This window comes from Microbacterium sp. ARD31, assembly GCF_031844425.1.
This window is the reverse complement of record NZ_JAUZVE010000014.1, coordinates 1-15,327: the sequence shown is the minus strand read 5'-3', so window position 1 is coordinate 15,327 and position 15,327 is coordinate 1. Positions and strand designations below refer to the sequence as shown.

Here is a 15,327-nt window from a genome sequence, read left to right as displayed (position 1 = left end):
TGAACCGACCGTTGAGGGTGCCTGTGCCACCGTCTCCAGTCCGCGAGCAGGCCCCGACGTCCTCTCGCGCATCGACGAAGATAGGGGCGCCCGGGGCGGTCTCGGGGGCTAAGCCTGACAAACCACCCGATGGTGGCCCACGGGTAGTCCGAACTGACTAGTCCGTCGTAGTCATGGTCTAGCCCGCGGGCAGGAAGGGCCTCAGGAGAGGTAGAGCGCCTCGATCTCGGCACGGGCCTCGCGGACCACCACATTGCGCTTGAGCTTGAGGCTGGGGGTCAGCTGACCGCCCTCCTCGCTCCACTCGCCGGGCAGGATCGTGAACTTGCGGATCGACTCGGCCTTGGAGACCGCCTTGTTGGCGTCGTCCACTGCCTCCTGGACGGCGGCGACGAGGTCCGGGTCGTCCACGAGGTCGGCGACCTCGCCGGTCTTGCCGTGCTGCTCGGCCCACGCCGGGAAGGTCTCGCGGTCGATGGTGACGAGGGCGCCGATGAAGGGCTGCCCGTCTCCCACGACCAGGCACTGGTCGACCAGGGCGTGGGCGCGCAGGCGGTCCTCGAGGACCGCGGGCGCGACGTTCTTGCCCCCGGCGGTCACCAGGATCTCCTTCTTGCGGCCGGTGATCCGGACGAAGCCCTCCTCGTCGACCTCGCCGACGTCGCCGGTGTGGAACCAGCCCTCGCGGCCGAGCGCTTCCTCGGTCGCGGCCTCGTTGCCCCAGTAGCCGGCGAAGACCTGGCCGCCCTTGAAGAGCAGCTCGCCGTCGTCGGCGACACGCACGCTGGTGCCGGGCAGGGGCCGGCCCACGGTGCCGATCCTGGTGGCGTCGGGCAGGTTCACCGACAGCGCCGCGGTGGTCTCGGTGAGGCCGTAGCCCTCGAGGACGACGAGCCCGATGCCGCGGTAGAAGTGGCCGAGCCGGTCGCCGAGCGGCGCGCCGCCGGAGATGGCGTAGGTGCAGCGGCCGCCGAGCGCCTGGCGGAGCTTGCCGTAGACGAGCCGGTCGAACAGCGCGTGCTGCGCGCGCAGGCGCAGCGGCACCCTGGGGCCGTCGAGCGCACGGGACCAGGCGATGGCGACGTCGGCAGCGCGGTCGAAGACCTTGCCGCGGCCGTCGGCGGTGGCGCGCTGGGAGGCGGTGTTGAAGACCTTCTCGAAGACGCGGGGCACCGCGAGAATGAAGGTCGGCTGGAACTCGCCGAGGTCGGCGACGAGGTTCTTGATGTCAGCGCTGTGCCCCATCCGGGCCCGGCTCTTCACGCAGCCGATCTGGATGATGCGCGCGAAGACGTGGGCCAGCGGCAGGAAGAGCAGGGTGGAGGCGCCCTCCCGGTCGAACAGCTCGTGCAGCTCGTCGACGGCGACGCCCAGCTCGAACATGAAGTTGCCGTGGGTGATCATGCAGCCCTTGGGCTTGCCGGTGGTGCCGCTGGTGTAGATCAGCGTGGCGAGGTCCAGCGGCGTCGCCGTCGTACGCCGCTGCTCCAGCACCTCGTCGGAGATGTCCGAGCCGAGGCGGCCCAGCACGTCGATGGCGTTGTCCTCGATCGACCAGACGTGCTGGAGCTCGGCGAGGTCGCCGGCCTGTCGGGCCTCGCGCACGCGCGCGAGGTGGTCGGCGCCCTCCGCGACGACGGCGCGGGTGCCGGAGTCGGCGAGGATCCAGCCGATCTGCTCCGCGGACGAGGTCTCGTAGATCGGCACCGTCACCGCACCGGCGAACCAGATCGCGTAGTCGAGCAGCGTCCACTCGTAGCGCGTCTTGGACAGCAGCGCGACGCGGTCGCCCGGCTCGATCCCCGCCGCGACCAGCCCCTTGGCGACCGCGCGGACCTCGTCGTGGAACTCCGCCGCGGTGACGTCGACCCACCCCTCGGCAGTCGCGCGGCTGAACACCGCGGCGTCGCCCGCCTCCCGGGCGTTGGCGACCACGTCGTCGGTGAGGTTCCCGGTCGTCGGGATGACGGTGGTCAGGGGCGTGGAGAACTCACGCACAGCGGCTGTGCCTCCTAGGTGCGGCCTATCGTCGGCGAAGTGCGGGAACGAGCATAGGGGTGCTCGCCCGGTACTCGACGTACCCGGGCAGCTCGCGCGACAGCAGCGCCTCCTCCCGCCGCGCACGCGCCACCTGGAACGTGATGAGCGCCACGAACACCAGCCACGGCCAGACCCCGGTCCGGGAGACGCAGAGGCCGAGCACGTTGACCAGCTCGGCGGCGTAGAGCGGGTGCCGGACCAGCTGGTAGGGGCCGTGGGTCACCATCGTGCGTGCCTGGGGGACGACGCTGATGTTGGTGCCGAGCGCGCCCAGAGCCCAGAGCATCGCGACCAGACCGATGCCCAGGATCGCGGCGGACACCAGCTCCCTCACGGTGCCGGTGGCCGGGCCGGTCGACAGCACCGGGATGAAGAAGGGCGCCGCCGTGCCGGCGAGGGCCACCGCCCAGGACGACCACCGGCGGTCGGTGCGGTCCGACGGGGTGCGGCGGAGGTAGGCGACGATCAGCAGGACGTAGAAGGCGCCGGTGAGCACGCTGACGAGGATCGACAGCGGCGACTCCGCCCACGCGCCCGTGGCGAGCTTGCGCAGGTTCATGAGGAGCAGGAGCACGAAGACGGTGACGGCCACGACGCGGCCGATGTCCGTCCTTGCTCCGGCGGTACGAGTGGGCACGTTCAACCTCCGGCAGGGTGCGAGCCCTCATCGTAGGGGTGGACGCGGCTGCCCGTGGGGGGTTCCCGCAGGACCGCGATAGGGTCAGCCGCATGGCCGAACAGACCTCCTCGTCGATCACCATCGACGCCCCGCCGGCCGACGTCATGGCCGTCATCGCCGACTTCGAGTCCTACCCCGCGTGGGCCAAGGGCGTGCAGACCGCCGAGGTCACCGTCGAGGGGGCCGGCGACCGCGCCGAGCAGGTCTACTTCGCGCTCGACGTCTCGCCGATCAAGGACGAGTACACCCTCGCCTACGACTGGGACGGCGACCGCGAGGTCACGTGGACGCTCGTCGAGGGCAACATGCTCAAGGCGCTCGACGGCGCCTACACGCTGGTGGACCTCGGCAACGGCAGCACCGAGGTCACCTACCGCCTGGCGCTCGACGTGAGCATCCCGCTGATCGGCATGCTGAAGCGCAAGGGCGAGAAGATCCTCATCGACACCGCGCTGAAGGGCCTCAAGAAGCGCGTCGAGTCGCTCTGACGCGCGGGTCCGGGATGCGGATCCTCCTCTTCACCGGCAAGGGCGGCGTCGGGAAGTCCACCCTCGCGGCCGCGACCGCCTGCGCGAGCGCCGCCGCCGGGCACCGGACGCTGGTCCTGTCGACCGACGCCGCGCACTCGCTCGCCGACGCGCTCGACGTGCCCGCCGGCGCCGAGCCGAGCCAGGTCGCTGCGAACCTGTGGCTGCAGCACGTCGACGCGCAGGAACGCTTCGAGCGGTCGTGGGGCGACATCCAGGGCTACCTCCTCAGCGTGCTCGACGTCGCCGGTGTGGACCCGGTCGCGGCCGAGGAGCTGACCGTCATCCCAGGAGCCGAGGAGGTCCTGGCCCTGCTCGAGGTGCGGGCCCAGGCCAGGTCGGGCGCCTGGGACGTGCTCGTCGTCGACTGCGCCCCGACCGCCGAGACGCTCCGGCTGCTCGCGCTCCCGGAGGCGCTGGGCTGGTACATGACCCGGGTCCTGCCCGTCGAGCGCCGGGTGGTCAAGGCGCTCAAGCCCGTGCTGGCCCGTGCGGCCGGGGTGCCGATGCCGGACGACCCGGTGTTCGACGCGATCGAGCGGCTGCACGCCGAGCTCGACGACGTACGAGCCGTCCTGACCGGGCCGGAGACGTCCGTGCGGCTCGTGCTGACCCCCGAGTCCGTCGTGCTGGCCGAGGCGCGCCGGGCCTACACCTTCCTCACCCTCTTCGGCTACACCGTGGACGCCGCCGTGGTGAACCGCGTCTTCCCCGACGGCGGTGCCGACCCGTGGCGCGCCGCCTGGGTCGCCTCCCAGCGTCGGGTGCTGGCCGAGGCCGCCGACTCCTTCGCCGGGCTGGAGCTGCGGACCTCGGTCTACCGCGACACCGAGCCGGTCGGGCGTGAGCAGCTGCTCGACCTCGCCCGCACCGTGTACGACGACGGGGACCCGCTGGCCGCGCCGGACGGGCGCCCCGGGCTGCGCGTGCGGTCGGTGCCGGGCGGTCGTGTCCTGTCGTTCCCGCTGCCGCTCGCCGCGCAGGACGACGTGCGCCTCGCCCGGAAGGGCGACGAGCTCGTCGTCTCGGTGGCGTCGTATCGTCGTCTCCTGACGCTGCCCTCGGGACTGGCGCGGCACCGCGTGGCGGGTGCCCGCGTGCGCGACGGGGAGCTGCAGGTGCGGTTCACCGATCCCACCGCCGAGCCCACCTCTGAGCCCACCTCTGACCCCACCTCTGACCCAGCGCCGACCCGACAGGAGACCACGTGAGCGACGCGGGTGACGCCCACGACTCCCACGACTCCCACGAGGTCGGGTCGCTGGCCGAGGAGGCCGCCCGGCTCCTCGGCACGCTCTCGGGGTGGGCGCGCGAGCACGCCGGCGACGCCGGCGAGGGCCTGTCCGGACTGGCATCGCAGGCGGCGGCCTCCGCCCACGACCTCAACGAGCACCTCGCGACCGGCTCGCCCGAGTGCACGGTGTGCCCGGTCTGCCGGGCGGTGCACGCCGTGCGTCACCTCGGGCCCGAGGTGACCGGCCACCTCGCCGCGGCTGCGACCTCACTGGCCCAGGCCGTCGCCGCCGCCATGGCGACGGTCCCGGAGCCCCGCGGGGGCACCGAGCGCGGGGCGGATCACGGCACGGACGACGGTGTGGAGCACATCGACCTCGCCGACGACTGGCCCGAGGACGGGGCCTCCCCGGATGAGTGAGCGCACCCCCGGCGTCCCCGGCGTGGTCGTCGGCGTGGACATCGGGGGCACGAAGGTGCTGGCGGGCGTCGTCGAGCCGGACGGGACCGTGACGTCCACCGCCCTGCGCACCACCCCCGGCCGCCGGGTGGCGACGAGCCAGGTGGAGGACGCGCTGGTCGAGGCCGTCCTCGAGGCGGCGGTCGGGCGTCCGCTCGCGGCGGTCGGCGTGGCGGCCGCCGGGTTCGTCGACTCGGCCGGCGAGCGCGTGATGTTCGCACCGCACCTCCCGTGGCAGGGCGAGCCGCTGCGCGACCTCCTCGAGGCCCGGCTCGGCTGCCGCGTGGTGCTCGACAACGACGCCAACTGCGCCGCGGTCGCGGAGTGGACCTTCGGCGCCGCGCGTGGCGCGGGGACCGCGCTGATGATGACCCTCGGGACGGGCATCGGGGGTGCAGTGCTCCTCGGGGGTCGCGTGCTGCACGGCGCCAACGGCATGGCGGGGGAGTTCGGGCACATGCAGGTCGTGCCGCAGGGCAGGTCGTGCGAGTGCGGGCGCAGCGGGTGCTGGGAGCAGTACTCGTCGGGCAACGCCCTCGTGCGCGACGCGCGGGCCCTGATGGCCGAGCAGCCCTCCGTCCTCGAGGAGATGTGCGGGGGCAACCCCGAGAGGATCACCGGCCCGATGGTCACCGCGGCGGCCGAGGAGGGGGACCTCGTGGCGCGCCGCGCCTTCGCGTCCGTGGGCGACTGGCTCGGGGTGGGTGCAGCGAACCTCGTCGCCGCCCTCGACCCCGAGCGCGTCGTCATCGGTGGCGGCGTCTCGGCTGCCGGCGACAAGCTGCTCGACCCGGCCCGCGCCGCCCTCGCCCGGACCCTGGTCGGTGCCGAGCACCGCACCGTCCCGGCCCTGGTGGCCGCCCACCTCGGCCCGGCGGCGGGGCTGGTCGGGGCCGCGCAGAGCGCTCGCCTGCCGCGGAGCGGTGCCGGCGCGGAGGTGCCGGTCGCATGAGCGGAGTGACAGCGGCCGCCGCGCGCGGTACCTCGTCCCGCACCGCCGACGCCCGGCTCGTCGTCGCCGTGACCGGCGTCTTCTGCATGTTCGCAGCCCCGGCCGACCCGTCGTACGTCCTGCCGCTCGCCCTCGCCGCGGCGACCGTGGCCTGCCTCTGGCTGGTGCTCCGGGCCCGCCCGGGTGGAGCGGCTGACGACGCCGCCCGGCTCGACGGGGCCGCGTCCGCCCGTCGCGACCGGCTGGTCGCGGTCATCGTGGTGGCCAGCAGCGGCTTCTGCGGCGTCATGGCCGGCGCGCTGGTGGGCGGTCCGCTCGCCGCGGCGGGAGCCGGTGCGGCGTACGCCGTGCTCGCGCACCTCGCGACGTCGCCCGCCCGGTCGCGGCCCCTGGTCTTCGCCGCGCTGGCGCTGCTCCACGCCGCGCTGATGGTCACCGCGATCGTCACGCTGCACGTCCGGATCGACGTCGCGGAGTTCGTCAACGGTGGCCTGGACGCGCTGCTCCACGGCACCAGCCCCTACGCCATCACCATCCGCGACGTCTACGGCCCCGCCGAGTCCGCCCTCTACTACGGCCCCGGCGTGGTCGAGGACGGTCGCGTCCTCTACGGCTACCCCTACCTGCCGTCGACGCTCCTCCTCGACCTGCCGGGCGTGCTGCTCGGGGACGTGCGCTTCGTCCACCTCGCCGCGATGCTCGCCGTGGCGGCCTATGCGTGGTGGGCGGCGACCGACCGGCTCGGGCGGCTGCTCGCCGTGGTGCTGCTGACCTCGCCGACGGCGACGGTGGTCCTGCTCGCCCACTGGATCGAGCCGCTGATGTCGCTGCTGCTGGTGCTCGTCGCAGCGGCGCTGCTGCGGGCTCCCGGGTGGGTGGCCCTCCCGCTGGGGATGCTGCTGTCGTCCAAGCAGTACCTCGTCGCGGTGCTCCCGTCGTTGTGGGTGGTCGTGCGGCGGGCGGGCTGGGCCCGGGCGATGACGGGCTGCGCGGTGGCCGCGGTCGTGATCGGCGTGTTCTTCCTGTGGGACCCGCCGGCCTTCGTCCGATCGGCCGTGGAGCTCCAGCTGCGCCAGCCGTTCCGCGACGACGCGGTCTCGCTGCTGGCCCTGCTCGCCGACGTGACCGGGCCGCTGCCGTCCTGGCTGCTGGGGGTGCTGCCCCTCGGCGTCGGCCTGCTGGTCTCGGTGCTGGTCGTGCGGCGCCTCCGCCCCGGGGCGACGGCGTACCTCCTGGCGACCGGCCTGCCGCTGCTGTGCACCGTCCTGCTGTCGAAGCAGGCCTTCTCGAACTACTACTCCTTCATCGGGACCGCCCTGCTCGCCGCCGCGGTGCTGTGGCCGGTCGACGACCCGATGGCCGAGGAAGACGCGCCCGTGGCGCGCTCGTCGGATCAGCTCCGGCGGTAGTCCGGCACCAGCTCGAGCGCGAGCTGCTCGAGGAACAGGCCGACGTCCGTGACGATGCCCCGGCCCTGGTTGGACCCCCGGTCGGCGAGCTTGGTGACCGTGGAGGGGTTGAGGTCCACGCACACCAGCGGCACCGTGGCGGGCAGGATGTTGCCGGTGGCGACCGAGTGCAGCTGCGTGGCCATCATCAGGCAGTAGCCCACGTCGGCGATCTCGGCGCGCATCGCGCGCTGGCCCTCGATCACGTCGGTGTAGACGTCGGGGAGCGGGCCGTCGTCGCGCACGGAGCCGACGAGGACGTAGTTCTTCCGGTGGGTGACGAGGGCGTGCATGATGCCGCTGGTCACCACGCCGTCGGCGACGGCCTGCGCGATGGATCCAGCCCTGCGGACCGTGTTGAGCGCGCGGACGTGGTGCTCGTGCCCGTGCTCGACGCCCTGGGTGACGGAGAGGTCGACCCCGAGGCTGGTGCCGTAGAGCGACGACTCGATGTCGTGGGTGGCCAGTGCGTTGCCCGCGAAGAGCGTGTCGACGAAACCGGCGCCGATCAGCGCGACCAGGGCCGGCACCGCGCCGGTGTGCACGACGCCGGGCCCCGCCACCCACAGCAGCCGTCGGCCGTCGGCGCGCGTGCGGCGCATCTCGTCGGCGACCTGTCGCACCAGCACCGCCTGCGGCCTGTCGTACGGCGTCTCGCCGACCAGCTGGCTGTAGGCGTCGGTCCCGGTGTCGGGGCGCGGCACCGAGACCTGGATCCCGGCGGCGCCGATGACGATCCGCATCCCGGCCTGGACGTCCGACATCGGCACGGTCCGCACCCGGACTCCTCCGGGGGACTCCAGCACGACGAGGCCGCAGTCCATCTCGGGGTTCTCCACGTCGTACCAGGCGCCGTCGATGCGGATCCGGGTCTCGAGGTTGGTCGTGGAGTAGAACCCATCGGGGAGCACGCCGTCGCGGTCGGCGACGCCGACCACGGCCTCGCCGGGGTCGACCTGGTTCACGCCCCGGGTCTGCAGGCGCATGAGCAGCCGCTGGAGGGACCCCTCGTCCTCGGCCTCGACCGTGATGCGCGCGCTGCTCGGGTCGTTGGCCTCGTGGCCGACGTCGAACCGTTCGATGACGTAGTCGCCGCCGTAGTCGCGGATGTCGTCGAGGATCCGCGACAGGATGCCGCTGTCCATCAGGTGGCCGGTGACCTCGACCGTCTCGCTCGATCCCACGCCGTGACCCTATCCACAGCCCTCCGGCTCAGATCCGTGAGCCGTCGTCCCACGGGTCGCGGGGCGCCCGCGGCATCTCGCGCACGAGGTAGAGGAAGCCGCCCACGAACCAGGCCACCAGGGCCCAGCCGACGAGTCTCGGCAGCCCGAGGGAGAACAGGCCGACCACCAGGGCCAGGACCGGCGCCACGAACAGCCCCGACCACGCGACGCCCCGCTGCCACGTCCGGGGGCGCGGGAACGGCGGCGCGTCCGGCGGGCGGAACCGGTCGACCTCGGCGACCCGGGGACCGTCGTCGTCGACGTCCGCGACCGGGTCGTCGAGCCCGTCGTCGTACGTCGTCGGGGTGGCGTCTGCGGTGTCATCGGCGGCGTCACCGCTGGCGCCGGGCGAGCCCGGCGAGGCGGGGGATCCGGCGCGACCGGCGTCGCGGGCGTGCGGCTCGTCGGGCAGCACCGCGCGCTCGCCGTAGTGCTCCACGATCTCGCGCCAAGCCAGCTCGGTGCGGCTCTCGTCGCCAGGAGTCGTCACGCGATCACGGTACCCGCGCAACGGTTGCATGGGGCAGACTGACCGCCGTGAAGATGCCCTTCCGCGGCGCCCCGGCCGCGCCCCTGGACCCTGCCCTCGTCGCCCCGATGTCGGTGGCCGCGAAGCCGGAGCTCACGGGCGGGCGCCGCATCGGCGTGCTCGTCCAGCACGGGTTCACCGGCAGCTGCGCCTCGATGCGTCCCTGGGCCGAGGACCTCGCCGCGCGGGGCTACGCCGTCGAGATGCCCCTGCTGCCCGGCCACGGCACCCGGTGGCAGGACATGAACCGGGTGACCTGGTCGGACTGGGTTGCCACCGTGGAGGGCGCCTTCGACAAGCTCGCCGCCGAGAACGACGCCGTCGTGGCTGTCGGGCTCTCCATGGGCGGCGCCCTGTCGCTGCGGCTCGCCGCCGACCGGGGTGAGCAGCTCGCGGGGGTCGTCGTGGTCAACGCGGCCATCGACACGCTGCGCAAGGACGCCGTGCTCCTGCCGGTGCTCAAGCGGTTCGTGCCCGCCTTCCCGGGGATCCGCAACGACATCAAGAAGCCGGGCATGGACGAGATCGCCTACCCCGTCATGCCGCTGAAGGCGGCCCACGAGATGTCCGTCGGCTGGGCCCAGCTGCGCCGCGACCTGCCGAAGATCACCATCCCGGTGCTGTCGTTCCGATCCAAGGACGACCACGTCGCCGACATCTCGACCTCGCGCGCCCTCCACGCGGGGCTGTCCTCGAGGGACTTCGAGGAGCGCGTGCTGGAGGACAGCTACCACGTCGCCACCCTCGACCACGACGCCCCGCGCATCTTCGCCGAGTCGGCGGAGTTCATCGACCGGGTCACCCGCGAGCAGCAGGGATAGGCTCGGCAGCGTGCTCTATTGGTTCCTGAAGTGGATCGCCCTCGGGCCCGTGCTGCGACTCGTCTTCCGGCCCAAGGCCTACGGCATCGACCACGTGCCGGAGGAGGGTCCCGCGATCCTGGCGAGCAACCACCTCTCGTACGCCGACTGGCTGTTCATGCCGCTCACCCTGACCCGGCGGGTCACCTTCGTCGCGAAGGCCGAGTACTTCACCACCCCCGGCATCAAGGGCTGGTTCCAGAAGAAGTTCTTCACCGGCGCCGGGCAGGTGCCCATCGACCGTTCGGGGGCCAACGCGGCCGAGGGGGCGATGAAGTCGGCGATGAAGATCCTCGCCGAGGGTGAGCTGTTCGGGATCTACCCCGAGGGCACCCGCTCCCACGACGGCCGGCTCTACCGCGGCAAGACCGGGGTCGCGCGACTGGCCCTCGAGTCCGGCGCGCCCGTCATCCCGTGCGCCGTCGTCGGCACCGACGTCGTCGCGCCCACCGGCAAGGTCTACGGCACCTGGACGCGCCCCGTCGTGCGCTTCGGCAAGCCGCTGGACTTCTCCCGCTACGCCGGGATGGAGAACGACCGCTACATCCTGCGCTCGATCACCGACGAGATCATGTACGAGATCATGCGCCTCTCCGGCCAGGAGTACGTCGACCTCTACGCCAGCAAGGCCAAGGAGCTCGACAAGGAGGCCAAGGAGGAGGCCAAGGAGGAGGCCCGGGAGAAGGCCCGGCAGGCCGCCGCCGAGCAGGCGGCGCAGGAGAAGGCCGGCGACGGGCCGGAGCAGAAGGCGTCCTGAGCGCCCTGACGCCGGCGTCGCGGACGCCGCGCGCCGACTCGGCGCTGGCCGTGGAGGACCGGCTCCACTCGGCACTGGCGATCGTCCGGGTGGTGGTGACCGTCAACATGGTGGGCCTCAACGCCTACCGCCGCGACAACTTCGAGCACCCCACCGCCGGCCTGGCGATCGTCGTCGCGCTGGCCCTCTGGACGGTCCTGGCCATCTGGCTCTACCAGGACCGCGCACGCCGTACGCCGCTGCTGCTGGTCGCCGACCTCGCGATCACCCTCGCCGCCATGGCCGCGACGCCGTGGGTCAAGTCCGAGGGCTTCAACGCGACCATCCCGGGCTTCTGGGTGATGGGGGCGCTGCTGGCCTGGGCCATCCACTGGCACTGGCGCGGCGGCCTGGCGGCCGCCGCCGCGATCGCCCTGTTCGACGTGGTGCCGCGCACGGAGCTCGACCAGGGCAACTACGGCAACGTGTTCCTGGTGCTGATCGGGGGGCCGATCGTGGGCTACCTGTGCGAGTCCCTCCAGCGGATGGCGCGCGAGCGCGACGCGGCCGAGCACGCCGCTGCGGCCGCCGAGGAGCGCACCCGCCTGGCCCGCGCGGTCCACGACGGCGTGCTCCAGGTCCTCGCCATGACGCAGCGGCGGGGCGCGGCCGCGGGCGGTGAGTGGGCCGAGCTCGGCCGGCTGGCGGGGGAGCAGGAGCGCAGCCTGCGCTCGTTGATCCGCCAGCAGGACACCGTCCCCACGGCGGCGGGCGGCCGGGTCGACCTGGCCGGTGCGCTCGAGGCGATGGCGACGGCGCACCCCGTCCGGGTCGAGGTCGCCACACCCGGCACGGCGGTGCTGGTGGACGCCCACGTCGCGACCGAGACCGTGGCTGCCGTGCGCGCGTGCCTGGACAACGTCCTGGCGCACGTCGGGCCGGGCGCGACCGCGTGGGTCCTCGCCCAGGCCGCACCCGACGCCGTCACCGTGTCCGTCCGCGACGACGGACCGGGCATCGCCCCGGGCCGGCTGGAGCAGGCGCAGGAGGAGGGCCGCCTGGGCGTCGTCTCCTCGATCCGCGGGCGCGTCGAGGAGCTCGGTGGCACGGCGCGCGTCGAGAGCGGGTCGTGGGGCACGGAGTGGGAGCTGGTGGTCCCGCTAGCGTGAGGACGTGACGATCCACACCTCTCACCCGTTCCTCGAGCCCGAGGGCGACCGCGACCCCGTACGACGCCTCCGGGGCAGGCAGACCGCCACGGTGTCGCTGTGGACCGCCGGCAGCGACGGCGACCGCGCCGGGCTGACCGTCTCGTCGTGGATGGTGGCCGGCGGCGAGCCCGGCCGGGTGCTGGCGCTGCTCGACCCCGACGCCGACCTCACCGACGTCCTGCTCGACACCGGCCGCGCGGTCCTGCAGCTGCTGAGCTGGCCCGACCGCGGGCTGGCCGAGGCGTTCGCGGGGACCGCCCCCGCGCCTGGCGGGCCGTTCCGGATGGCCGACTGGGTCGCGACCGCGCACGGTCCGCGGCTCGCCCACGCCACGACCTGGGCGCTGGTGTCGCTGGAGTCCGAGGCGCCCGTCGGCTGGTCGACCCTCGTCACCTGCGCGCTCGACGAGGTGATCGTGGGGGAGGAGCGCGACCCGCTCGTCCACCGCCGTGGTCGGTTCAGCCCCCCGAGCGCCTAGCCCGGTCTACGATGCCCCCATCTCTGGGACGGGGGGAACGACTGTGGTGACCGTGATGGTGGTCGACGACCACCCGATGTGGCGCGACGCCGTGGAACGCGACCTGCGCGCGGCCGGGCACGACGTCGTGGCCGTGGCCGCCAACGGGCGCGAGGCGATGGCCCGGTTCCCGGCGGCCGCCCCGCAGGTGGTCGTCCTCGACCTGCAGCTCCCCGACAACAGCGGCGTCCAGGTCACCAGCATGATGCTCGAGCACGACCCGACCGCCCGCGTCCTCATCCTGTCGGCGAGCGGCGAGCAGGCCGACGTCCTCGAGGCGATCAAGGCCGGGGCCACCGGCTACCTCGTGAAGTCTGCCTCCAGCGCCGAGCTGATCGACGCCGTCCAGCGCGTCGCGGAGGGCGACACCGTCTTCACCCCGGGGCTCGCCGGCCTGGTGCTGGGCGAGTTCCGCCGCATCGCCGACGGTCCGGCCGACGACCCGCGCGACCAGCTCACCGAGCGCGAGACCGAGATCCTCAAGATGGTCGCGACGGGGATGAGCTACAAGCAGATCGCGGCCCGGCTCGTGCTGTCCCACCGCACCGTCCAGAACCACGTCCAGAACACCCTGCGCAAGCTGCAGATGAACAACCGGGTGCAGCTCACCCGCTGGGCCATCGAGCACGGCCTCGACGAGGCGGACGACCCGGTCTGAGGGGTGCGTGCGGCCAGGCCGTCGGTCCTCACCGATAGGTTCTGCCCCGTGGATGGACGAGACGGACGGGTCGGCGACTACCTGACACGGCTCGGGATCGACGACCGTCCGCCGCCAACGCTCGACGGGCTGCGGCAGGTGCACCGCGCCCACGTCGGCCGGATCCCCTACGACAACCTCTCGATCATGCTCGGGCGACCCGACCCCGTCGCCGTCGAGGCGGGCGTGGCCCGCGCAGCCGCGGGCGGCCGGTTGGGCTACTGCTTCCAGCAGAACGGCGCGTTCGGGTGGCTGCTCGGCGAGCTGGGCTTCGCGGTCAGCAGGCGCCACGGGCACGTGTGGGCCAGGCCGGAGGACCAGCTCGGCACCGACCTCAACCACCTGGTGCTGGTGGTCTCGGGCCTTCCCACCGAGGACAACCCCGGCGGGCACTGGTGGGCCGACGCCGGTCTCGGCGAGGGATTCGCTGAGCCGCTGCCTCTGGTGCGGGGTGACCACGACGTCGACGGCTGGAGCTTCGGGATCGGCGCCGGCTTCGGAGCCCAGGCAGCGGGGCGCCCGACCGGTCCGGCGGCGTGGACCTACCGTCACCTCCCCGGAGGGGTGCTGGGCGGCATCGTCGTCACCTCGCGCGACCACTCGCCGGCCGCCGTCGACGCCGCCCACCACGTGCTGAGCCGGGGCGAGGGGTCGCCGTTCCGCCGAGTCGTCGTGGCGCAGCGCATCGACGGGCCACGGCTCCGCACGGTCCGCGGCCTGGTGCACCAGGTGCTCACCCCGACCTCGCGCGACCAGCGCGACCTGACGTCGTACGACGAGTGGCGCGCCGCCCTGGTCGACGACCTGCTCCTGCCGGTCGACGACGTCGCCGACGACGAGTGGACCGGGCTCTGGGACCGGACCCTCGCCGCCCACCGCGCCTGGGACGAGGCGGGTCGGCCGTGACGCCCCCGGCCGAGTGGCGCCGGGCCACCCCCGACGACGCGGTCGCGCTGCGCGACCTGGAGCGGATCGCGAGCCAGACCGGCCTCGCCCACGTCTTCGGCGAGCTGCCCTACCCCGACGACGACGTGCTAGCCCGCTGGGCGCTGCTGCTCGACGACCCCGAGGTCGTGGTCGAGGTCGTGGAGGACGACCTCGGCCTCGTGGCGCTCGCCGCCCACGACGGCACGACGCTGCGACACCTCGCCGTCCGCCCCGACCACTGGGGCACCGGCCTCGGCCGCGAGGGCTTCGCCCGGGCCGAGGCCGCCGGCGCGCGCCGGCTGTGGGTCCTCGAGGCCAATGCCAAGGCCCGCGGCCTCTACGGCGCCCTCGGCTGGACCCCGAGCGGCACCACCCAGGAGTGCCCCTGGCCGCCGTACCCCACCGAGGTCGAGTACGTCGCCCCTGCTGCTGGTTGAGGTGCGAGCGACCCTCCCTTCGGTGGTCGAGGTGCGAGCGGAGCGAGCCTCGAAACCACGTCCTGCCTGGTGGTTGAGGTGCGAGCGCAGCGAGCCTCGAAACCACGTCCTGCCCGGTGGTTGAGGTGCGAGCGCCGCGAGCCTCGAAACCACGTCCCGACCCCTCCACAGACTGTGCTTCGACGCTGTCCACTGTCGGTGGCTCTCGGTAGAATCGAACACATGATCGAGACGCTGGCGCAGGACGTCGAGAGGGTCGCAGACGACCTCTCGGCGTCCGACGTGCTCGCCTCGATCCGCGTTGAGAGGGCGGCTGAGCATCGGGCCGCGGCTCGTCAGCTGGACCTGGCTGCGCGGTGGGCCGACCTGCATCCGCCGGAATCGGTCCACCACGCGGCCACGTTCGCGACCCCGGGGTGTGAGCACGAGGAGCCCATCGCGGGTGAGGGTGCGCCGCTGGTGGCGGAGTTCTGCATCCCCGAGCTCGGCGCAGTGCTGGGGATGTCCAGCACGGCGGCGAAGAAGCTCATCGGCCACGCGCTCGAGCTGCGGCACCGGCTGCCGCGGTTGTGGGCGCTGGTGCAGGCGGGTGTGGTGCCGGCGTGGCGGGCCCGGTCGGTCGCGGAGGTCACCATCCACACGACACCGGCCCTGACCCTTGAAGCAGCAGCGTTCGTGGACGGCCAGGTGTCGGCGGTCGCCGGGCGGGTCGCTCCGGCGCAGCTGGACCGGGTGGTCGCGGAGGCGATCAAGCGCTACGACCTCGCCGCCGCGGACCCCGCGAGTGATCCGGAGGACGGTCACCTGCACGTGGACCCGCGGCACGTGACCATCCACGACGAGGACGT

17 protein-coding genes are annotated in these 15,327 nt (G+C 73.3%); 13 read left to right on the top strand and 4 right to left on the bottom strand.

Annotated elements, in window-relative coordinates; translation table 11 throughout:
- Positions 1–201: 201 nt before the first annotated feature.
- The gene (locus tag Q9S36_RS26460; RefSeq protein WP_311287820.1) at positions 202–1,998 is read right to left on the bottom strand and encodes an AMP-dependent synthetase/ligase; all 1,797 of its coding nucleotides are present in this window, start codon (positions 1,996–1,998) and stop codon (positions 202–204) included.
- Between the two features lie 25 nt (positions 1,999–2,023).
- A complete protein-coding gene (locus Q9S36_RS26455; protein WP_311287819.1) occupies positions 2,024–2,677 on the bottom strand; it encodes an isoprenylcysteine carboxylmethyltransferase family protein in 654 nt (217 codons plus the stop codon).
- A 92-nt stretch (positions 2,678–2,769) separates the two neighbouring features.
- Between Q9S36_RS26455 and Q9S36_RS26450 the strand changes: the two genes are divergently transcribed.
- The 5 genes from Q9S36_RS26450 to Q9S36_RS26430 are packed head-to-tail and all read left to right on the top strand — an operon-like array spanning position 2,770 to position 7,300.
- Positions 2,770–3,207: an SRPBCC family protein gene (locus Q9S36_RS26450; protein ID WP_311287818.1), complete on the top strand. Its 438-nt coding sequence runs from the start codon at positions 2,770–2,772 to the stop codon at positions 3,205–3,207.
- A gap of 14 nt (positions 3,208–3,221) precedes the next feature.
- A complete protein-coding gene (locus Q9S36_RS26445) occupies positions 3,222–4,457 on the top strand; it encodes an ArsA family ATPase (RefSeq protein ID WP_311287817.1) in 1,236 nt (411 codons plus the stop codon).
- Entirely contained in the window at positions 4,454–4,900 is a 447-nt protein-coding gene (locus Q9S36_RS26440; protein ID WP_311287816.1) for a hypothetical protein, read from the top strand. Before Q9S36_RS26445 ends, Q9S36_RS26440 begins: the two co-directional genes overlap by 4 nt.
- Complete coding sequence (locus Q9S36_RS26435; protein WP_311287815.1) at positions 4,893–5,891, top strand: ROK family protein; 999 nt, start codon at positions 4,893–4,895, stop codon at positions 5,889–5,891. The genes Q9S36_RS26440 and Q9S36_RS26435 overlap by 8 nt, the downstream gene beginning before the upstream one ends.
- Positions 5,888–7,300, top strand: a complete 1,413-nt coding sequence (locus Q9S36_RS26430) for a hypothetical protein (protein ID WP_311287814.1) — start codon at positions 5,888–5,890, stop codon at positions 7,298–7,300. Before Q9S36_RS26435 ends, Q9S36_RS26430 begins: the two co-directional genes overlap by 4 nt.
- Here the strand turns inward: Q9S36_RS26430 and Q9S36_RS26425 are convergent.
- Positions 7,285–8,523 (bottom strand): TIGR00300 family protein, encoded by a 1,239-nt coding sequence (locus Q9S36_RS26425; RefSeq protein ID WP_311287813.1) that lies wholly within the window; start codon positions 8,521–8,523, stop codon positions 7,285–7,287. The genes Q9S36_RS26430 and Q9S36_RS26425 overlap by 16 nt on opposite strands.
- Before the next feature lie 28 nt (positions 8,524–8,551).
- Positions 8,552–9,055, bottom strand: a complete 504-nt coding sequence (locus tag Q9S36_RS26420) for a hypothetical protein (RefSeq protein WP_311287812.1) — start codon at positions 9,053–9,055, stop codon at positions 8,552–8,554.
- A 53-nt stretch (positions 9,056–9,108) separates the two neighbouring features.
- Between Q9S36_RS26420 and Q9S36_RS26415 the strand changes: the two genes are divergently transcribed.
- From Q9S36_RS26415 to Q9S36_RS26380, 8 genes are all read left to right on the top strand, one after another.
- Complete coding sequence (locus Q9S36_RS26415) at positions 9,109–9,915, top strand: alpha/beta fold hydrolase (RefSeq protein WP_311287984.1); 807 nt, start codon at positions 9,109–9,111, stop codon at positions 9,913–9,915.
- A gap of 10 nt (positions 9,916–9,925) precedes the next feature.
- Positions 9,926–10,711, top strand: coding sequence for a lysophospholipid acyltransferase family protein (locus Q9S36_RS26410; protein WP_311287811.1), 786 nt, complete (start codon positions 9,926–9,928; stop codon positions 10,709–10,711).
- A gap of 50 nt (positions 10,712–10,761) precedes the next feature.
- Complete coding sequence (gene macS, locus Q9S36_RS26405; protein WP_311287810.1) at positions 10,762–11,859, top strand: MacS family sensor histidine kinase; 1,098 nt, start codon at positions 10,762–10,764, stop codon at positions 11,857–11,859.
- Positions 11,860–11,863: 4 nt separating this feature from the next.
- A complete protein-coding gene (locus Q9S36_RS26400) occupies positions 11,864–12,379 on the top strand; it encodes a flavin reductase family protein (protein WP_311287809.1) in 516 nt (171 codons plus the stop codon).
- A gap of 55 nt (positions 12,380–12,434) precedes the next feature.
- The gene (locus Q9S36_RS26395) at positions 12,435–13,076 is read left to right on the top strand and encodes a response regulator transcription factor (RefSeq protein ID WP_311287983.1); all 642 of its coding nucleotides are present in this window, start codon (positions 12,435–12,437) and stop codon (positions 13,074–13,076) included.
- Positions 13,077–13,124: 48 nt separating this feature from the next.
- Complete coding sequence (locus Q9S36_RS26390) at positions 13,125–14,021, top strand: arylamine N-acetyltransferase (RefSeq protein WP_311287808.1); 897 nt, start codon at positions 13,125–13,127, stop codon at positions 14,019–14,021.
- Positions 14,018–14,479: a GNAT family N-acetyltransferase gene (locus tag Q9S36_RS26385; protein ID WP_311287807.1), complete on the top strand. Its 462-nt coding sequence runs from the start codon at positions 14,018–14,020 to the stop codon at positions 14,477–14,479. Before Q9S36_RS26390 ends, Q9S36_RS26385 begins: the two co-directional genes overlap by 4 nt.
- 222 nt (positions 14,480–14,701) lie before the next feature.
- Positions 14,702–15,327: hypothetical protein (locus Q9S36_RS26380; protein ID WP_311287806.1), on the top strand; the 626-nt coding region annotated here is incomplete at its 3' end.